Origin of the sequence: Bacillus carboniphilus, assembly GCF_039522365.1 — a bacterium.
Lineage (GTDB): Bacteria > Bacillota > Bacilli > Bacillales > JC228 > Bacillus_BF > Bacillus_BF carboniphilus.
Map to the genome: position 1 here is coordinate 80,857 of NZ_BAAADJ010000003.1, position 17,929 is coordinate 98,785.

The 17,929-nt window shown below is 36.3% G+C and carries 22 protein-coding genes; 7 read left to right on the forward strand and 15 right to left on the reverse strand.

All coding sequences use genetic code 11. From position 1 onward, the window contains the following. Nucleotides 1-15: 15 nt before the first annotated feature. The 6 genes from ABDZ91_RS01250 to ABDZ91_RS01275 all read right to left on the reverse strand — a co-directional run bounded on the left by ABDZ91_RS01250 (nt 16) and on the right by ABDZ91_RS01275 (nt 5,641). The gene (locus tag ABDZ91_RS01250; protein WP_343795606.1) at nt 16-522 is read right to left on the reverse strand and encodes a hypothetical protein; all 507 of its coding nucleotides are present in this window, start codon (nt 520-522) and stop codon (nt 16-18) included. Beyond that, complete coding sequence (locus ABDZ91_RS01255) at nt 519-1,442, reverse strand: TPR end-of-group domain-containing protein (RefSeq protein ID WP_343795608.1); 924 nt, start codon at nt 1,440-1,442, stop codon at nt 519-521. Before ABDZ91_RS01255 ends, ABDZ91_RS01250 begins: the two co-directional genes overlap by 4 nt. Before the next feature lie 138 nt (nt 1,443-1,580). Further along, nucleotides 1,581-1,742, reverse strand: coding sequence for a hypothetical protein (locus ABDZ91_RS01260; protein ID WP_343795609.1), 162 nt, complete (start codon nt 1,740-1,742; stop codon nt 1,581-1,583). A gap of 1 nt (nt 1,743) precedes the next feature. Next, complete coding sequence (locus ABDZ91_RS01265) at nt 1,744-3,003, reverse strand: Ger(x)C family spore germination protein (RefSeq protein WP_343795611.1); 1,260 nt, start codon at nt 3,001-3,003, stop codon at nt 1,744-1,746. Then, complete coding sequence (locus ABDZ91_RS01270) at nt 2,978-4,087, reverse strand: GerAB/ArcD/ProY family transporter (protein ID WP_343795613.1); 1,110 nt, start codon at nt 4,085-4,087, stop codon at nt 2,978-2,980. Before ABDZ91_RS01270 ends, ABDZ91_RS01265 begins: the two co-directional genes overlap by 26 nt. A 15-nt stretch (nt 4,088-4,102) precedes the next feature. After that, nucleotides 4,103-5,641 (reverse strand): spore germination protein, encoded by a 1,539-nt coding sequence (locus ABDZ91_RS01275; RefSeq protein ID WP_343795615.1) that lies wholly within the window; start codon nt 5,639-5,641, stop codon nt 4,103-4,105. Between the two features lie 171 nt (nt 5,642-5,812). On the opposite strand from ABDZ91_RS01275, the gene ABDZ91_RS01280 reads away from it, so the two are divergent. Beyond that, nucleotides 5,813-6,826 (forward strand): DUF3231 family protein, encoded by a 1,014-nt coding sequence (locus ABDZ91_RS01280; RefSeq protein WP_343795616.1) that lies wholly within the window; start codon nt 5,813-5,815, stop codon nt 6,824-6,826. A 22-nt stretch (nt 6,827-6,848) separates the two neighbouring features. Here the strand turns inward: ABDZ91_RS01280 and ABDZ91_RS01285 are convergent, their stop codons facing one another. From ABDZ91_RS01285 to ABDZ91_RS01295, 3 genes are all read right to left on the reverse strand, one after another. Continuing rightward, on the reverse strand, nt 6,849-7,313 hold the full coding sequence (locus ABDZ91_RS01285; RefSeq protein WP_343795618.1) for a PCYCGC motif-containing (lipo)protein: 465 nt from the start codon (nt 7,311-7,313) through the stop codon (nt 6,849-6,851). Nucleotides 7,314-7,393: 80 nt separating this feature from the next. After that, the gene (locus ABDZ91_RS01290) at nt 7,394-8,311 is read right to left on the reverse strand and encodes a peptide ABC transporter permease (RefSeq protein ID WP_343795619.1); all 918 of its coding nucleotides are present in this window, start codon (nt 8,309-8,311) and stop codon (nt 7,394-7,396) included. Continuing rightward, complete coding sequence (locus ABDZ91_RS01295; RefSeq protein WP_343795621.1) at nt 8,308-9,210, reverse strand: ABC transporter permease subunit; 903 nt, start codon at nt 9,208-9,210, stop codon at nt 8,308-8,310. The genes ABDZ91_RS01290 and ABDZ91_RS01295 overlap by 4 nt, the downstream gene beginning before the upstream one ends. Before the next feature lie 532 nt (nt 9,211-9,742). Here ABDZ91_RS01295 and ABDZ91_RS01300 point away from each other — a divergent pair. Both ABDZ91_RS01300 and ABDZ91_RS01305 read left to right on the forward strand, forming a co-directional pair. Then, a complete protein-coding gene (locus ABDZ91_RS01300) occupies nt 9,743-10,366 on the forward strand; it encodes a hypothetical protein (protein ID WP_343795623.1) in 624 nt (207 codons plus the stop codon). 24 nt (nt 10,367-10,390) lie between these two features. Next, on the forward strand, nt 10,391-12,019 hold the full coding sequence (locus tag ABDZ91_RS01305) for a glycosyl hydrolase family 18 protein (RefSeq protein WP_343795625.1): 1,629 nt from the start codon (nt 10,391-10,393) through the stop codon (nt 12,017-12,019). A 38-nt stretch (nt 12,020-12,057) separates the two neighbouring features. Here the strand turns inward: ABDZ91_RS01305 and ABDZ91_RS01310 are convergent, their stop codons facing one another. From ABDZ91_RS01310 to ABDZ91_RS01320, 3 genes are read right to left on the reverse strand one after another with little or no spacing between them, the layout of a single operon-like run. After that, entirely contained in the window at nt 12,058-12,597 is a 540-nt protein-coding gene (locus ABDZ91_RS01310) for an AAA family ATPase (RefSeq protein ID WP_343795626.1), read from the reverse strand. 22 nt (nt 12,598-12,619) lie between these two features. Beyond that, on the reverse strand, nt 12,620-13,120 hold the full coding sequence (locus ABDZ91_RS01315; RefSeq protein ID WP_343795627.1) for a DinB family protein: 501 nt from the start codon (nt 13,118-13,120) through the stop codon (nt 12,620-12,622). Beyond that, nucleotides 13,086-13,679 carry a GNAT family N-acetyltransferase gene (locus ABDZ91_RS01320; protein ID WP_343795628.1) on the reverse strand — a complete coding sequence of 198 codons (594 nt, stop codon included), beginning with the start codon at nt 13,677-13,679 and terminating at the stop codon, nt 13,086-13,088. The genes ABDZ91_RS01315 and ABDZ91_RS01320 overlap by 35 nt, the downstream gene beginning before the upstream one ends. A 144-nt stretch (nt 13,680-13,823) precedes the next feature. On the opposite strand from ABDZ91_RS01320, the gene ABDZ91_RS01325 reads away from it, so the two are divergent. Both ABDZ91_RS01325 and ABDZ91_RS01330 read left to right on the forward strand, forming a co-directional pair. Beyond that, nucleotides 13,824-14,300 (forward strand): hypothetical protein, encoded by a 477-nt coding sequence (locus tag ABDZ91_RS01325; RefSeq protein WP_343795630.1) that lies wholly within the window; start codon nt 13,824-13,826, stop codon nt 14,298-14,300. Beyond that, nucleotides 14,297-14,788, forward strand: coding sequence for a hypothetical protein (locus tag ABDZ91_RS01330; RefSeq protein WP_343795632.1), 492 nt, complete (start codon nt 14,297-14,299; stop codon nt 14,786-14,788). Before ABDZ91_RS01325 ends, ABDZ91_RS01330 begins: the two co-directional genes overlap by 4 nt. 9 nt (nt 14,789-14,797) lie before the next feature. Here ABDZ91_RS01330 and ABDZ91_RS01335 read toward each other — a convergent pair whose 3' ends face one another. Beyond that, complete coding sequence (locus tag ABDZ91_RS01335) at nt 14,798-15,202, reverse strand: hypothetical protein (RefSeq protein WP_343795634.1); 405 nt, start codon at nt 15,200-15,202, stop codon at nt 14,798-14,800. 147 nt (nt 15,203-15,349) lie between these two features. Between ABDZ91_RS01335 and ABDZ91_RS01340 the strand changes: the two genes are divergently transcribed. Beyond that, on the forward strand, nt 15,350-16,600 hold the full coding sequence (locus tag ABDZ91_RS01340) for a serpin family protein (protein WP_343795636.1): 1,251 nt from the start codon (nt 15,350-15,352) through the stop codon (nt 16,598-16,600). A 110-nt stretch (nt 16,601-16,710) separates the two neighbouring features. Here the strand turns inward: ABDZ91_RS01340 and ABDZ91_RS01345 are convergent, their stop codons facing one another. Beyond that, a complete protein-coding gene (locus ABDZ91_RS01345; RefSeq protein ID WP_343795638.1) occupies nt 16,711-17,238 on the reverse strand; it encodes a GNAT family N-acetyltransferase in 528 nt (175 codons plus the stop codon). 102 nt (nt 17,239-17,340) lie between these two features. Between ABDZ91_RS01345 and ABDZ91_RS01350 the strand changes: the two genes are divergently transcribed. Continuing rightward, the gene (locus ABDZ91_RS01350) at nt 17,341-17,469 is read left to right on the forward strand and encodes a hypothetical protein (RefSeq protein ID WP_343795640.1); all 129 of its coding nucleotides are present in this window, start codon (nt 17,341-17,343) and stop codon (nt 17,467-17,469) included. 71 nt (nt 17,470-17,540) lie between these two features. Here the strand turns inward: ABDZ91_RS01350 and ABDZ91_RS01355 are convergent, their stop codons facing one another. Further along, a complete protein-coding gene (locus ABDZ91_RS01355; protein WP_343795643.1) occupies nt 17,541-17,732 on the reverse strand; it encodes a hypothetical protein in 192 nt (63 codons plus the stop codon). Between the last annotated feature and the right edge of the window lie 197 nt (nt 17,733-17,929).

Genomic DNA, 17,929 nt, shown 5'->3' on the forward strand with positions numbered 1-17,929 from the left:
GAGCTTTTTTTGAATTTACTCTACTACTTCTATTTCAATTTGTATGGGTATGGCAACTTCGCTTCTCGGGTCATCTTTTATCCAAAAATCTGTTACAACCTCAATTGAATATTTTCCTGGGGGAAGTTGGACGTAAGGTTGAGCAAATCCAAAATCTTCGCGATGAGATACATCCCTAAATAAATACGAAGAAACTAATGGTTCCCGATAAAAGAACCCTTTTTCATATTCATGGTCAATCCCTCTAATAAAATGAATAAACATAATTCCCTTATGGTAGACTTTTGAGAATGGCTTCACTCCAGTATACGTAATTGAACCTGAAACCTGCAGGTCTTCCCCTACTGTGTATATCTCCTTCTCCGAGGACAGTGTTACCTGAAAGTCTCCCTCCTCAACCGTAACACGATGACTTCCTTCCATTGGCCCTCTTACACATTCGTACACCTTACCTCCAAATAACCAGATTCCGATTAGCACAACAGCTACAATGCCTACTCCTTTTTTCCATTTCGCACTCATTTCTTTATAAACACCACAGATTCTTTTACTAACCTAGTAAAATCTTCAGGGAAAAAGTGACCTAGCCCTTTCCTTACAATCAAGCGACAGGAGACACCACTCTCATTTAAAAGTTCGGATAACTCTTTAGTTTTATCAAAAAAGTAATCTTGGTCTCCTGTAATGATTACTCCTTTTAGCCCACTAACGTTGTGTGAACGGATTATCTGGCGAAAGGAATCAACCTCTGAAATGGCTGGAATAGCAGCAATAAAGTCACTTCCATAATCCAATCCGAGTAAGCTTCTCTCAATCGCAATTTTCCCACCCTGTGATGCACCAGCTACAATCCATGTTCTTTTGGGATTTTTCTTTTTCAAATCTTTCATCCATTGGGACAATTCATGTGTAGCCACCTCTGAGTTATCCCAACAATAAGCATTGTAAGAATGTACCTGGGAGGATTGTGGGAATGCAAAATAGTATTCTTTTAACATCTCTTCATCTAACCAATACGAGGCATAGTCTTCTACACTTGATCCTCTCCAATGAATGGAGAAAATACCGACCTCAGCGTTAAGATTCCCATAACTCTGCAACTTGGGAATAGTAGACTTATTATTTTCTTCAACCCGCTCTATACACAAATCTAGAATTCTCTGAAATTCTTCCATGTTGAGTATTTCTTTGAAATCAGGGTCGTTTTTCAGAGTATGTGGGTTCCACCATATCCCTTCTTCAAGTCCAGCATTAAGACAGTCAACAGCTTTATTGAACTCCCTTAATCGAGCATACACACATGCTTTCCAAAAATATGTTTTCTCTATTCTGGATGGAAAATCATCCTCAGCTTGTTGCACTAAGTGCAGTGCTTCTTGGTATTTCTTTTCAGCAAATAGTTGAAACAAGTTTTTCTGTGTTTCTAGGAATCTTGCGTTCACGGAATATCCTCCCTATCGATTGGTAACCGTTGGATTACTTAAATGTAAACTATACTTTACTTAATAATAAGTCAACCATTTAATGGAATTTTCATACAAATTTTAATAAAAAAAAGAGATCTCCTAAAGAGACCTCTTTTATTGGCTTAAATATGACATATACGGAATAATGACGCTGGCCAATGTAAGGATTGCGGCACCGAATGCCCCCAGTTTATTTTTTTCTTTCCAAAAGCCCCAAGTAACCTTAGAGGAGTGCATAAATAGAACAATAATTACAATCCAAACCATTAATTTCATGTTAATCTCTCGTTTCACTTAAACTTGGTAGTCTGCCTTGTCTTCCAAATGGGCCAAAGCGAATATCTGCTTCTATGTTTATTTGCATATCTGGATAGCTCTTCATCCAATCAAAATTTTCCCATTCAGGAATAGTAAGGAATTTCTTTCTAGCTTGTAAGGACCAACCGAATGGCTCTGTTCCGAATTCCTCTTGTGTTTTTCTTATCAGTTCCTGGTATTTTTTTTCGATTCTTTCCTTCATGAACGCCCTTAGCTTTTCTCTTTTATCTTGGTCATCTGCATAATTCGTCATACTTGGATCCGACAATATTTCAATATTAAAAGGAATCTTTACGTCCATTTTTGGTTTTCCACTTTTTAAATCCATATCTACCTCTAGGGGTTTCTCTTTTTTTATTTGAGCAGTTATTCTATATTTCTCATCTTCAGGGGCCGGAAAGGTTGTAAGTGCCTCTATTTCTGGAGTCGTTTCATTTACAAAATGAGAAAGTCTCGTTTCCTCACCTGTAAGAGTCCCAATCATTTGTCCTTCTTTAAAAACGGCTGAGCCAATAAAATGTGTATTCCCTGATTCACCTTCAAAGGCGATATCTCCTGCCACATATTCGTCATCCTTCTCTTTCTCACTCGAATCTTTTTGGTCATCTTGAATCGCAGTATAGGCAGCTAAGAAAAGGTCCGCATCGGCCTCGGTGATTTTAAAATATTTATTAATGTCTCCATCTGGAATCAATCCTGTTTCGGTCCCCCTATTTAGAATAAATTCAAAGTATTTGTGCAAACGAGTTTCGACAGTTGGCTTGTGTGACTGAATGTAATCAAACGCGGAATCTTTTGTAACAATCAAGCTTGTGTCCCTTCGTATTTCACGATCCTTAGTTGCTGAATACATCCATCGAATGAAATCTTTATCTCTCGCAAACTCTTCAGACACCAGAAATACCTTGAGTAAATCATAGGAGATCTCTCTTGCTATTAGTACGTTTGCCATATTCCGTGACATGATAAAATCATTCGCAACAAAGCTCACGATTTCTTGAGGAGGTTCATTGCTACTCCCACCCGACCGTTCATAGCCCACTTCAGGATTAACAATAACATAGGTAACTTTAATTTTTCCTTCCTCTTCAGCATGATCCAATCCAATCCCTATGACATACGATTTTTGCTCCACTTCTGTCTTGTCGAAGCATCCAACTAAAAAAATTGAATAGAAGAGAATAACAACAAGTTTAGTGGTTCTCCTTTTGTTTTTCATTTCTAAAATCTCCTTTTAGTTTGGCTATGGTCCACATTAAAAAAGGAAGGAGCAGAAAAAATGGACTTACAATTGTCATTAAATTCTCTTTTACACTAAATATAGTAAACGTGGGTGTCTCTGGGAACATGCCCAAGAATAAAATGACGACAGCCATTATAGGAAGTATCTTTTTGATAGATTGAATACGGAACAATCTTCCATATAGATATGTAACAATATACAAGTAAAAAGAAAACTTTATAAATGATGCAATCAACCAAAATGGGAAAAAGAACGTTTCAATATTAGTGAGAAAACCAATTCGAATGTACCTAATACTTTCGTGAAACGGATAATTTAAGTTTGAAACGGTAATATAGTCAAACAATAAAATGAACGCTAGTGTGGCAAGAGTAATTTCCAAAGTTACAAATAACAAGGCAATTAAAGTCCCTCTTTTAAAATCCTTGAAGTTTCGGATATGGGGCAACAACAAACCGATAACAAGAAAATCGATATAGGTCGAAGTTTTTGTAATGGACTCCTTCGCAATTTCCATCACACCGGGACCTAGAAGTGGAAACATATAAAAGTGAACACCTTGCCAAAGAGTGATAATCAATGCTAAACCCATGGTAATTTTGACATAAGCCAGAACCATCCAAGAAACCGATCCTATTTGCTGTAAGCCAGTTCTGGCACCGTATACACTGACAATCATGATTAACGCATATAAAATAAGGAGTGGCGTCTTTGGAAAATACATCGTACTAATGATGTTGGTATATATCGCTGTTTCAGCGGTAAAGCCACCTATCAAGATACACAATAGCAATACGGCGACCATTATACCCACCCATTTTCCAAATAAGTGGGTTAACACATCTATTAAATCTTTATGTTTATGAGCAGAGAACACCTTTAGTAAAAACAAAAAGGAAATGATGGAGAGTACACCACTCATTAAAGGAACTATCCAACCAGCATTATCTGCTCCAATCGTATAGAGTACGGGGGTATCATCAGTAGCCCTAGTCCCAACAGATAATACGAGAATTCCAATTAGTTCTCTGACTCCTAGTTTACCCTCCGCTTTCATCATTTCTAAAACCTCACCCTATCTCTTTTTAATATCATCTGGTTGTACATAGCCAGGGCGGTAACGCTCATTTTGTAAAAGTCTTCTAAAGATTGTATCGTCTGAGGATGTATATCTAGGTGTCATCGGTGCGAGGTAAGGGACACCAAATGATTCCAACGATGTCATATATATAAGACCCAATACAAATACAGCAGTCATTCCAAATATCCCTAAGAGACCAGCCCCTATGATAAATAAGAAACGTGCAATCCGAACTGTATAATTTAAACTAATATCACTCACAGCAAAAGAAGATAACCCTCCTAAAGCTACAACGATAATAATGATGGGACTGATAATATTCGCTTCAACGGCTGCTTGACCTAAAATGAGGGCACCCACTATTCCAATCGTAGGTCCTATGGGACTTGGAACACGTAATCCAGCCTCTCTTATTAGTTCAAAAGCTAATTCCATTATGAGGATTTCAATCAGAACCGGAAAAGGGACTTTTTCTCTCGTTGAGGCAATAGCTAACAATAAGTCGGCCGGAACCATCTCTGAATGAAAATTAGTAATGGCTACGTATGTGGCCGAAGTGAATAAGGTAATGAAAACGGCTAATATCCTTAATAATCTCGTGAAGTTTCCATATGGAAAACGCAAATAATGTTCTTCAGGGTTGTGAAAAAAGGACCAAAACGTTGCTGGCATTATTAGTGAAGCGGGAGAGTTATCCATAAGTAAAACAATATATCCATCTTCTAAAAATGATGCAGCTCGATCAGGTCTCTCCGTATATAGTAATGTAGGAAATAACGACTTTTTTCGATCCTCAATGTTCTGTTCCAATAGTCCAAGATTTTGAATAGCGTCTGAATCGATATGTTTCAACCTTTTTTTTACTCGACTAACCAATTGTTCATTAGCCAGATCTTTTACGTACAGGAGAAAAACCTCATTATTTGATCGTTTCGAAACAATTGCAGATTCAACCATCAGACTCTCGTTTTTGATTTTCTTCCGGATCAGGGAAATATTCGTTACTGCTTTTTCATTAAAGGCTTCTTTTGGGCCTTTTAAGATTACTTCATCTTCCGCTTTATCAACGCTCCGAGATTGTACATTAGAACATTCAACGGTATAACCAGTGTTTTCCCCTTCTATTAAAAGGACAGCATTCCCTTTGTTTAGGTCTGTTAAAATATCCCGTATCGTATTTACGGATTGAATATTCTGTGCCGATATAATTTCATCTACTTTAGTATCCTGAAATGAATGAGTAAGTAATGGATGTAAAACATGCATTTCAATGGTTTTCGTATCCGTTATGCTGGCAATAAAAATAAGGCAAGCTTTCTTGTTGCTTCCTTTTAAGTGAATGTCCCGAAACTTAACATCTACATTTGTCGGAACATTATAGATTTGCTTTAACACTGTAAGATTTGCTTCATAGTTCTTTTGAATTCGTTTGTCTTTTAAATCTATATCTTGATCTGTTTGTTTATTTGAACTGGCACCCTTTTTGGGGATTTTTTGTGAAAGTAACTTTGCCATAAATTTAATCATCTTCATATGCTCCCCTTTTTTTCCAGTCTTCCACGAAAGCTGAGGTTTTACTCAGACATATTTTTTCATGAGGGGTAACTTAGAATATTGTAAAACCTGAATAAAAAGATGCTTTTTAGAAACATTAAATTGTAAGATATTGGTGAGAACATAGTAAATGATTGGAGATTTAAAATCATGGTCAACCACAAAACGAATCTAACTTCAGCTGAAATTGCCATGTTGTGGAATACCTATATCGGAGATACCATGGGTATTTGTATTCTAAAACACTTTTTGAAAACTTATCATGACCCAGATATTGAACCTGTTCTCCAATTCGCTTTACGATCAGCGGAAGATCATGTTGTCAAAATAAAGGATTTATTTACTATGGAAGGGATTCCGGTACCAAGAGGCTTTGGAAAACAAGATGTTAATCTTGCAGCACCGAAGCTGTTTTCGGATGTTACATATTTACGTTATATTCATCATTTAGGTAGAACGGGTTTAAATGCTTATAGCTTAGCCATTTCAGTGTCGGCAAGAAAAGATATTCGCCAATTATTCAGAGAGTTCTTAGAACATACAGAAGTATTATTTGACCAAAATTCTAATCTAATGCTTCAAAAAGGGGTCTACATCCGTTCGCCTTACATAACTTATCCACAGCAAGTAGAGTATGTACAGGACCATTCTTTTCTTGGTGGGTTAATCGGACATAGGCGTGCATTACTAGCGATTGAAATAGCACATCTTGGTGTGAATATCGAAGTCACCAATGTTGGGAAAACTCTCCTCTTGGGTTTTAGTCAGGTAGCCAAATCGAAAACGCTTAGTGACTATTTCAAAAAGGGATACGACATTGGGAAGAAAATTACGGAGGACTTAATTATAAAATTAAAAGAAGATGATAACTCCTATCCTTCAACATGGGATTCGACCATTTCAGATAGTGTGATACCACCCTTTTCAGACAAGTTAATGTTGTTCCATACTAATACACTTACAGCCATTGGAATTGGAGATATAGGACTTGCTATTAGTTCGAGTTTAAGAAAAGACATCTCTGTTATGTATTCCAACTTTATCCTTGATTTAGCTCCATTTGCAAATAAAGGAGCTAAACTAATGATTGATAACGGTTGGTTTGAAAAGCCACCTCAATCTTTAGACCGAGAAGCATTAAGGAATCATAATACAAAGGACTAGGAAAAAACCTAGTCCTTAATCATTATTGATTATATTTTTGATTAATTATTTCTCTTACATCTTTAATAGTTTTTCCGTTGTTCATTTCATAAATGGTGGTTGCTGCTATATCTAAGCAGGTTTCACAACGGGTTGCATGATCAGTCCATACAACTGTCCCATCCTGGTTGATCCTCTGAATAAAGCAATTTAGATTACTTTGATGACCGAGGGTTTCCATACAACCACAATAACATGGGACTAATTGAACTAAGTCAGGAAATTTTGCCACCCCTGCATAAATGTTTATTGTTCTTTCAGTTTGACCTTCCAAAAAGCTTGGCAGTTCATTTATCGCGGCGGTCTTCTCCTGAGTATCAGGTATGGATTCATGGTTTTCTTGTTCATTTTGTTCTGTGTCCATTTGATTGATTGACTTACTTGCACAACCAGATAACCAGAGCATTCCGACTAAGAGTATTAAAAATAATCTTTTTGACGACTTCATGATTGAACCTCCTAATCTACAATCTATTTAATAGCATAAATCGACAGACTAAAAGGTTCAAGAGGCAAATCAATACCAGCCTAAATATAGCTATTTTTTCTATTAAATAGATTTTGAAGTCCTTGAGCTAAAATATTGAAAGTAAGGATTGTGTAGGTCATTGCCAGAGCAGGGTAAAATGGAATCCATACTGCAGCTCGAATGTCTCTGAACGAATCAACTAAAAGTGCTGGCCATGTAGTAGATTCGTTAACAATTTCGAAATATCCTATTTCAACTTGAACCAGTACTTGCGAAATAAAAATACCGATAAAACCTAATTGACCTAATAGGAACATTACTCTACCAAGGTCCGTAATCATATAGATTAAGATTTTCCCATATAAGAAAGGCAAATAATAGGATTTAAATAGTGTAAAAGATTTTGCTCCACCAGAAATGCCACTCTGCATAAATTCTTTTGATGACAATTCATCAAACTCTAACTTAATCATATCAGCTGCTCTGCCTACTTCTACTAGTGCAATGATTAGTAATAGAAACAGCGGTCGAGTTTCGATTAACATGATGGGTGGTAGCATAGCCAATAATACAACGATAATAATAGTTGGGACATAGGAAAGTAAGCCGTTTAACCAATTCAAGACAAAGCGAGCTCCCAATACATTTCTGTGTGCAAGAAATGAAAGTGGCAGAGCCACAACATATCGAATGATCGTAATCATGACAACTAGAAATAAGGTTTCCTTGGCTCCCATTACGACGATACTTAAAATATCTCTTCCTTGCCGATCCGAACCCAAAGGAAACTCTTCGGAAGGCTCAAAAGGCGGTCCAAGTGGGATCTTATCTTTTGTCCATATATACTGAACTTCCTCTAATTCTGAATCCACAAATGGTAGAAATGGACCCACAAAGGTTAGCAATAGGAGGATTAGAAGCATTAGTAAACCAGTGAAGAATAAAAGGTTCGTTTTAATCAAATGGAAAGTCTTCATCCTTCCTCCCTCACCTCTTTCGGTATAAGTCGATACTTTATCATTTGAGAAACCACAATCACAATAAACATGAGCCCAAGAAATGGAATAATAAAAGCTAATGCTCTTACTGCATCTTGTTTAAGAATACTTTCTAATAATTGATAACCTGCTCCATTATAACTAGACAGTTTTTCAATAATCGGCAGGCTAGACAATATATAAATCATCACGAGCTGGGATTGATTGATAATGGTAGACCAACAATTCCAAAGCATATGCTTAAGTGCCTTTACATGACCGACCCCTTTCGCATATGCCGTTCTTAAGTATTCTTGCCCCATCTCGTTGGCCAAAGATGCTGAAGTGAATTTGACCATATGTAGGTATGGGAAAATAGTGATAACGATAAGCGGCATAATAAAGCTATACCAATTTTCATGTCCATATAAATCAAATTGTGGAAATCCTGCTCTCATTAACTTAATAAGGGCATATTGAATAGCGATATATAGAAAGAAATCTGGAATAGATGAAAAGATCCATGAAAAAAAGGCATGGACCTTCCCCCTTTTGCTCTTTCTAAAATAGAATTGTAAGACACCCACTATGGTGCCAAATATCATACTCAGCAGGTAAGCGGGAATAACGATATTTAAGCTCCTTTTAAATAACCGTTCTACTTCTTCGCCCATTGGTGAGCCTGTCCTGGATTTTCCAAAACCATTCTCCGTTTGAAAATAGTCGATAAACTCATTGATATTGGCTTTATAAAGGTCCCAAGTGAAGGGGTAATGGGCCTCGAATGTTCCAGGTCCGATATATATCATTTCTCTTTCTTTTGGTAGTAAAAGTATCAATATAAACCCCAAAACAATGAGTAAAAAGATCAAGAGGTTTTTTATAATCTGCCAAATCATCCGATAACCATCCCCTAGATAATCTCTATATAAAAATTTAGAATTGAGTGAAAAATATAACAATATTGTTACAAATCTTTTACAACCTGTCAATTTTTTTCCTGCTTTTAAAAAGGAGGAGGTTCGGGGGCTAGTTGTCCCATTTTCCATTTGTTTACTTCTTGAAAGGGACACGTTCGGGTCTGGCTGTCCCGTTTGCCTATTCATCTACTCTTAAACGGGACACGTTCGGGTCTGGCTGTCCCGTTTACCTCTTCATCTTCGCTTAAACGGGACACGTTCGGGTCTAGCTGTCCCGTTTGCCTATTCATCTTCTCTAAAACGGGACACGTTCGGGTCTGGCTGTCCCGTTTCCCACTTCATCTCCTCTCAAACGGGACACGTTTACTTCTAACAGTCCCGTTTGCCACTCCATTTTCACTTAATCGGGACACGCCTACGTCTAAATATGTCCAAAGCGCAAACCAAGTTAATTTAATAATCCATTCACAATTGAGGATACTAAATACCAGTCTAAAAAAGAGGTGACAACATGAAAATTATTTCCCGTTTTCTGTCTAGCGTCATGGTCTTATTCGTAGTCATTGGCTGTCAATCGGACAATGAACAATCTCAGCCCACCTCACCTATTCAAAAATTATCGATACAAAAGAATAATGAAATGGATCCTGCCCCGCCAGATAATAATCTACAAGACCCTGAAATTGAAGGAAGCCAGCCAACTTTTCAATTACCCATTGATGAGTTTACAGATCGTTGGAATGCCATTACACAAGAGTTTGGCTCTAATTTGTTTATATCTACCATTAAAAAAATAGACCAAAACCATGGAGATGAGTATGAGGCCAAGATTAAGGATGGGATTTTATTAAGAATTAGGGTTTCAAATGTAGATGTGGCTCAGATTTCTATGGAAGGTCCCACTCAAACGATTGATGAAAGATATCTGCTTATTTCAGGGTGGAGCCAAATATATTTACTGTTCAATCCTGAAGCTGAATTACATATGGTTGATTCACTGTTTCATGACTTGGGCATTGAACCGAATGCGAACTTGCAACAGCATAAAAATACTCCTGTTCTAGAAGGAAAATTCGAATATAAAATTGACCAAACCGAAATAGGTCATCAATTTACAGCAACCCATCGAATTTAGACACCAACGGAGAGGATTTTTATTATGAAATTAGGAAAAAAAGTTTTTGCCTTGATAATGTGTGTGTTCATTTTAATCGGTACAGAACAAACAATCGACTCTCAAACGAAACTCTTTAATATGTCATACCTATTCTTTGGTTCGCCAAGTACATATATAAATCAAGTTCAAAATACGAAGGGTAGCCTTCATGTTGTTTCTCCCAATTATTTTGACATTACAGAAGATGGACAATTAGATGTTACTTGGAAATTACAATCTTCCTTTATTAGTGACATGCATCGTCGTGGAATTAAGGTAGTTCCGTTTCTATCTAACCATTGGAATAAAACTGCTGGAACGAACGGTCTAAAAAACAGAGATCAATTAGCTCGTTCTATAGCTCAAGCCATACAAACATATAACCTAGATGGTGTAAATGTGGATATCGAGGGTATTGGTGAAACCTACCGGGATGAACATGTTGATTTTATTCGTTTATTAAGAACATATATTCCAAAGACAAAAGAAGTTTCGGTTGCTGTAGCAGCAAATCCAAATAACTGGAAAACAGGGTGGCATGGTTTCTATGATTATAAAGGAATTTCACAATATGCCGATTACTTAATGATTATGGCTTATGATGAAAGCTGGGAAGGTCCTGAAAGTCCCATTGGTCCCGTAGCAAGCATGTCATTCTCAGAACGGTCGATTCAATATGCAATCAATCAAGGTGTACCGAAGGGAAAAATCGTATATGGTCTTCCTTTTTACGGCCGAGTTTGGAAAATGGATGGACCTACGTCTGATGGTCGAATGATCCAAGGGTTAGGTCTTTCAAGTACACGTGTAGAACCACTATTACATCAATTTAATGGAACAGAATTTTTTGATGAAAAATCGCAAACGCCCTATGCTACTTTCACTATACCGTCTGGCTCTTCAGTTTTTATCGGAAGTACAAAATTTACTGCTGGAAAATATGTGATTTGGTATGAGAACGAACGATCGATTAAGGCTAAATTAAGATTGCCACAAAAATATGGAATCAAGGGAACAGGTTCATGGGCATTATTTCATGAACCCCCAAGCATATGGAGCTTTTACACCAATTGGTTAAATGGTGAATATTTTAAGGATGTAAAACCAGGCTACTGGGCTGAGTCTAATATCCATTTTGTTTCTCAAAAAGGTTGGATGCATGGTACTACCAGTACAACTTTTTCTCCAGGGACTACGTTGTCAAGAGCCCAAGCCGCAGTCATTTTGGTTAGAGCCTTGAAAAAGGAACAAATGCTCCCTAAAGCTTTTCAATTCCAAGATATTAAAGGACATTGGGCACAAAAGGAAATTGAAATTGCGAGAGAATTAGGCTACTTACAAGGAAAAAGTCCTGAAAGATTTGATCCGGGTTCTCCGATCACAAGAGCACAGCTAGCGCAAATCCTTTATAATATTTTTGATTATCCCATCGATGAAAAAAAAGAAAACCCATTTTCTGATGTACCAAAAGACTATTGGGCATATAAGGCAGTTATGTCTATTTATCAACAAGGATACATTTCAGGTTATGAAGATGGTACATTCAAATTAGGCCTTAATTCAACAAGAGCCCAAATGGCGGCGTTAATGGACAGAATGTCAGAGGATTTTGAAGCTGTAGCTTCTGAATAAAGATTACTGAATTATAAAAAAAGCCAAATTGCCTTGTTTTAAAGGCTTTTGGCTTTTTCATTGTTTGGAAACCAAACTTTTAAGTTGCTCCCTATCCATTGCAGGTCATTATTTTGTAAAACTAAAAGTTTTCGCTGATATTCTTCAAGCATCAAGAGAATATCTGGCTTACTTTCCATTTCAAACGAACGGTTCCATTTAAACATCTTAAAGAAAATTTCAAAAGTTGGTTTATAATGAGAGGACTCCATTTTTAGTCTTTGCAGGAAAAATCGTTTGATAATTCGATATATCCTTTTGGAATATGGAGTATCCAAGAAAATAATAAGATCTGCTTCTTTAAAAGATGGCATTATCCACTTATGGTGGACCCCTTCAATAATCCATTGATCCGTTTTTACTATATCATTTAGTATCGTATCGCGCCTTTCTGGACTATTACGGATATCTCCATTCGGGGTCCGAGTCCAAACAACATTATCGAGTTCATAATACGGGATGTCTAGCTTTTTCGATAATTTCTTAGCAAGCGTGGTCTTTCCGCTTCCCACTGAACCAATAATATGTACTTTGTTCATTTTCACCCATAAAACAGAATCCCTACTTCTGTAGAGTCGCCTTTTCTAGAAAATCTTCAACCTGTTTTTTATGATAGTTGTCATGATGGATAAAATCACAAACATAATTAAAAATGGAATGGGGATTTCCGGTATGCCTGTCTATTTCCTCGCCACCTACTTTTATAGGGGTTAAGAGCTTTTCTTCTGGTAGATCCCTTACAATTGAGCATAATTGTTTTCTTGTCGCTATGATTTCTTCTAGAAGCTCTCCCACAGACAAACCAGACTTGGCATATTCAGCTGCTCTTCCGTTATATTCATTAAAGTCAACTAATTCAATGTTAACACCTGGTTTTACAATAGGGGTCAGATCATTGATAATAAATCGGTCCCAAAACATAAGGTGAGATAATAGTTCCGCTACAGACCACTTTCCTTCTGCCATCGGTTTAAACAACAGTTCGTAATCGTATTTTTTAAAAGGTTCAATCCAATCTACTAAACTCTCAAACTCTGTAATGACTTCTTGGATATGTTTCATTGTATTCCCCTACTTTCTCTTTATTTGTATATTCCATTAACCAACAATCTCGATATTCTCCTTCATGCCATTCATTTTCCGGTAAAAGCTTTACCTTTTTCATTCCACACTTTTCATAGGTTGCAATCGCTCTCTCATTCCATGTTTGTGGATCCATAACGATACGATTTGCCTGCTTTTGATTAACTAAATAATCAAACATAGATTGAACCAATAACGTTCCAATCCCTTGATTCCAATATTCAGGCTCACCAATAAATTGATCAGTGCCAAAAATGATTTCAAGTGAATCTTCATATCCATACTTAACTCTTTCATCGGATTCGATTGGATAAAATTGTATGTAACCAATAGGAACCCCATCATACTCGACTAGACACCTGGTTACTTTATCGTCTCTGTTTAAGAACTTCTGTTTCACCTTGTCGGTATCAAAAGGATTATCTCTTCCCTCATAAAATTCGAGGACTTGTGGATCTGATAACCATTTAGCTATTAGGTCTACATCATTTGGCTTAATAGTTCGTACTAATAATTTTTCTGTTTTGTAAATCGGCATACTGACTCCTTTTGTGACAAAAGTTATTAAGTTGATTAAATAATTCCTTGTAAAAACCCTGGTACATTTGAACGTTGAGTGGTCATGGATGAAATTTTTTCGCTTTGCAAATAATACAGGGAGATTTTTCTTAGGAGGAATTACATGGGTTTTGCAACGTTCTTTTTCATTAGTTGGATAGTCATTGCTGTATTTGCGGTTATGCCAAAGCAATTAAAAATGACGGAAACATCTTTCGTGTATCTAGTCATTTTAATAGTGAGTATAAACATGTCTTGGATTGTTGCTGAAGAGTTAAAGTTTATAAAAATTACGGATAAAGGAATCGACTACACCGCCTATTTATTAAATCGGAGTATTATTAATCCGGTCGTCCTAATCCTATTTTTAAATGTAATAATAAAACAACGTAAACTAGTAAAAAAACTACTATACATTGGTTCTTCATCGATCATTCTCACAATCATTAGTTATCTTTCGACCTTTTTTCAAATAACAGAATTTATAAAGTGGAATGTTGTTTACGAGTTTTTTTATTATTTCATTCTTTCACTCCTTGCCCTTTTTGCACGATCCTTATATGAAAAAGTATCAATGAAAGAAGTGATCAGAAGTACATGATGTTATGGGAAAGTTTTGACACAAATGAAATGTATATATCCTTTATGCTTGTTCTAGCTTACTCTGCTTTTTTAATTTTTCCTAAAAGGCTTCCACATCATATTACATTGTTAATCATGACATGGGGCTTCGCTACGTCCACTCTATTTGATTTTACGATAGGTGGTGGCCTTATGGATTTTTATAAAGTAAACGATTCAAATCAATATGAACTTTTTGACCTTATAACCTATTTTTTATTTGCACCGTTTAGCTATTTTTTTGTATATTTTTATGAAAGATTTAACATCAATAAGAAAACATTTATAGTTTACGTGTTAGGTTGGTGTGTACTTGGGTTAGTTATGGAAAAGGTTTCATCATGGATGGGAGTAACCCATTATCAGAACGGGTACAAACTTCCATATTCCATCGCTGTATTTTTAGTGGTTCAAACAGCTACTGCCCTCTTTTATGAACTTATAAAAAGTAGAGAGAAACACTCCTAGTGAAATAGGCTATATACTTTCTGCTATTTCCCTACTTAAAAGCCACTGATCCCCAATACGTTTCCAGTTTTCAATGGTAAATAACCTTGCTAACTCAATCCCCTCCTTTTCTAAAACTAGCTCGTAAAAAACGACTCCATTGTTTTCGTTTCGCAATCGAATGACACGATTTTCAAACCTTTTGGTTGCTCCCAGTAAGCTATGTACAGATTGTTTCATTCCCTCAACGGATTCTTCCCTATTGAAAAACTTAGGTTTTTGTTCTGTTCCCATGAAAAAAGTTACATAGTAATCCTCGCAAAATCGTTCCACAACAGAAGTGTCCCCTGAATTCATAACTTGTTTCCAAACTTCAAAAAAGGAATCGTGCATTTCTGTAAATTCTGTAAGTGCAGAATGAGATAAATATAACATCGAACTCCATCCCTTTTTGGTTAAATTTTCTATTTCTATACTACCTTAATCGCTGAGATGTGAAAATAGAAAACTTATTTCAACATGTAACAATTTCCTACAGGTTTTCGACTAATTCCATATAAGTAAATGGTGGAGGAACCCTAAATGGTAAAACTAAAACTACTAACGATCACAGTACTAATGATTTTTCTTCTTTCTAGCTGTGGAACGAAGGAATCCGTTTCTTCTTCGAATGCTTTTACTGAATTCAAAAATCATAAATTGAATGAAAAATTGCTGGAAGGAAATAAAGCATTCAGTTTTACATTGTTTCATGAAGTGATAAAGAGTCACAAAGAGGATAACGTACTTGTCTCTCCAATTAGTATTTCTGCTGCCTTGACCATGACATCGAATGGAGCAGGCGGAAATACGCTAGAGCAAATGAAAAATACTCTTGGTTTCAAATCTTTGGACCAATCTGCTGTTAATTCATCCTTTGCAGCACTTCAATATCAGTTACAAAAACAAGAAAATAATCAAGCATTACATATAGCCAATTCCATCTGGATTCGAAAAGGCTTAGATGTACAAGAAGACTTTAAAAATACAAATCTTAGTCACTTTGATGCCGAGTCAACGGAACTCAATTTTGATTCTCCAGATGCCTCTAAAACGATGAACAAGTGGGTTTCTAATAAGACAAACGGGAAAATTGAAGAAATTGTTCCGAAGCAGATTGATCCGGATACGGTTATGTTTTTGTTGAATGCTGTCTACTTCAAGGGTGCTTGGAAATACCCATTCAATAAGGATATGACCTATGATGGAGACTTCCATTTAGCTGATGGGAGTAAAGTAAACGTCCCGTTCATGACACATGACGAAAAAGAGTTAGAATTCCTAGATGGAAGTGAATTCAATGCTGTAAGACTACCTTATGGTGAAAAAGAAGACTTATTGATGACTGTATTAGTTCCAGATGAGGGACAATCGTTGGAACAACTGGTCAGTAGCTTCACAAAAGAAAATTGGGACCGCTGGAATCAAGAATTTTATAAAACAGAGGGTACTGTAAGATTACCGAAGTTTCAATTTGAGAAGGATTATAAGTTAAATGACATTCTTATTGGACTTGGAATGAAGGATGCCTTCCAAGATGGAGTTGCTGATTTTTCAAAAATAGCAACACCTCCACCCTCTCTATATATCGGGAATGTAAAACATAAAACGTTTATCGATGTAAATGAAAAAGGTACAGAAGCAGCCGCCGTTACATCAGTGGAAATTAAAGCCGAATCTGCAAGGCTGGATGTTATGGAGGTAAATGCGAACCGTCCATTCCTGTTTACGATTCATGACCAAAAAACGGAAACCCTTTTGTTTATGGGGAAAGTTGAGAATCCTAAAGAGTAAAATACCGGTATTGTATTAAAACAGAACATGATTCCACGTATATAAAAAATAGTAAAAGGATGAGGGTTTGTCACCTCATCCTTTATATATGTTTTTGGACGGAACTCCTGCTATTCTTTTAGTAATGAATAAATATGGGTATCGTAGAACTTTCCATTCTGATACATGTACTTTCGTAATATTCCTTCACTTTCAAATCCCATTTTTTGTAGCATCTGATTGGATGCATCATTTTCGAGATAAACAACGGCTCCAATTCTGATTAGTTCAAGTTCTTCAAATCCATAAGAAATCACGGCTCTTAATGCTTCAGAGGCAAAGCCATTTCTCCAATAATCCGGATGTATTTCGTATCCAACTTCTGCCCGCTTATGTAAAGGAGCAAGTGCATGGTATCCAATTGTTCCAATTAACCCTTTCTCTTCCTTACGCTCAATTCCCCATCGGATGACTTTTTTTTCTTCGAGACCATTCTTAAACTTTTGAATGAGTGTTCTCGCTTCCTCGACATTTTGAAAAGCTGAACTTCCATAGTAACGCGTAACCTCATCTGTAGAGAAATAGGAAAATAAAGCAGAAGCATCAGACTCTGTAATTTCTCTTAACGTTAATCTTTCGGTATGTATAGTTGGAAACATAGGGTCCTCCTTTTAATAACTTTTTCCATGATGAATAATGCTTTCAATGATTTGGCATTCTATCTTTTACAAACAGAATTATTTGGAGAAAGGAGTGAACGTATGAAAAACTTTTTAAGAAAGCTATTTGCAGTGACGCTTGCTACTTTTTTAGTTACATCAGTGGTAGCATGTGATGATGCACCAGGTGAAGATGAAATTGGTGACGGTGAAATTCAAGATGAAGAATAGAACATCAAGCTGATCTTGTAGATCAGCTTTTTTATGAGGTTCTCTTATGGAGAAAATGACTATAAAACCATTTAATTGAAGTAAATATATAGTCCTAATCCAATAACTAGAATGATTGCCAGTATGACATAAATCAAAGTGAGGCGAGTCACGTTTCCTTTAGTAGCTTTGCTGTAATGCTCATCACTTTTGCCAGCTAATATTAAGGTTCCTATTATTCCAGCAATCATAATAACAACGACTAAGATAATTGCAATTTCCATTATGCTCTCCTCTAGAAAAAAATGTATATCTTTTAGTATTACATAACGGTCGCTAAGCGTTAAGTGAATTATTTGTGAAATGTGACTTTTTAGTATGAGTAAAATATATGTGGGTATTGCTCAACTTTAAAATAAATGCCCTCAATAAGGAATTGGAACACGCTCTATCGTTCCAATTCCTTATTGAGGGCCAAGCA

Coding starts and splice junctions, on each gene's coding strand:
- ABDZ91_RS01250 (WP_343795606.1), bottom strand. CDS start 522: ATGAGTGCGAAATGGAAAAAAGGAGTAGGCATTGTAGCTGTTGTGCTA.
- ABDZ91_RS01260 (WP_343795609.1), bottom strand. CDS start 1,742: ATGAAATTAATGGTTTGGATTGTAATTATTGTTCTATTTATGCACTCC.
- ABDZ91_RS01265 (WP_343795611.1), bottom strand. CDS start 3,003: ATGAAAAACAAAAGGAGAACCACTAAACTTGTTGTTATTCTCTTCTAT.
- ABDZ91_RS01270 (WP_343795613.1), bottom strand. CDS start 4,087: ATGATGAAAGCGGAGGGTAAACTAGGAGTCAGAGAACTAATTGGAATT.
- ABDZ91_RS01275 (WP_343795615.1), bottom strand. CDS start 5,641: ATGAAGATGATTAAATTTATGGCAAAGTTACTTTCACAAAAAATCCCC.
- ABDZ91_RS01280 (WP_343795616.1), top strand. CDS start 5,813: ATGGTCAACCACAAAACGAATCTAACTTCAGCTGAAATTGCCATGTTG.
- ABDZ91_RS01285 (WP_343795618.1), bottom strand. CDS start 7,313: ATGAAGTCGTCAAAAAGATTATTTTTAATACTCTTAGTCGGAATGCTC.
- ABDZ91_RS01290 (WP_343795619.1), bottom strand. CDS start 8,311: ATGAAGACTTTCCATTTGATTAAAACGAACCTTTTATTCTTCACTGGT.
- ABDZ91_RS01295 (WP_343795621.1), bottom strand. CDS start 9,210: ATGATTTGGCAGATTATAAAAAACCTCTTGATCTTTTTACTCATTGTT.
- ABDZ91_RS01300 (WP_343795623.1), top strand. CDS start 9,743: ATGAAAATTATTTCCCGTTTTCTGTCTAGCGTCATGGTCTTATTCGTA.
- ABDZ91_RS01305 (WP_343795625.1), top strand. CDS start 10,391: ATGAAATTAGGAAAAAAAGTTTTTGCCTTGATAATGTGTGTGTTCATT.
- ABDZ91_RS01310 (WP_343795626.1), bottom strand. CDS start 12,597: ATGAACAAAGTACATATTATTGGTTCAGTGGGAAGCGGAAAGACCACG.
- ABDZ91_RS01315 (WP_343795627.1), bottom strand. CDS start 13,120: ATGAAACATATCCAAGAAGTCATTACAGAGTTTGAGAGTTTAGTAGAT.
- ABDZ91_RS01320 (WP_343795628.1), bottom strand. CDS start 13,679: ATGCCGATTTACAAAACAGAAAAATTATTAGTACGAACTATTAAGCCA.
- ABDZ91_RS01325 (WP_343795630.1), top strand. CDS start 13,824: ATGGGTTTTGCAACGTTCTTTTTCATTAGTTGGATAGTCATTGCTGTA.
- ABDZ91_RS01330 (WP_343795632.1), top strand. CDS start 14,297: ATGATGTTATGGGAAAGTTTTGACACAAATGAAATGTATATATCCTTT.
- ABDZ91_RS01335 (WP_343795634.1), bottom strand. CDS start 15,202: ATGTTATATTTATCTCATTCTGCACTTACAGAATTTACAGAAATGCAC.
- ABDZ91_RS01340 (WP_343795636.1), top strand. CDS start 15,350: ATGGTAAAACTAAAACTACTAACGATCACAGTACTAATGATTTTTCTT.
- ABDZ91_RS01345 (WP_343795638.1), bottom strand. CDS start 17,238: ATGTTTCCAACTATACATACCGAAAGATTAACGTTAAGAGAAATTACA.
- ABDZ91_RS01350 (WP_343795640.1), top strand. CDS start 17,341: ATGAAAAACTTTTTAAGAAAGCTATTTGCAGTGACGCTTGCTACTTTT.
- ABDZ91_RS01355 (WP_343795643.1), bottom strand. CDS start 17,732: ATGGAAATTGCAATTATCTTAGTCGTTGTTATTATGATTGCTGGAATA.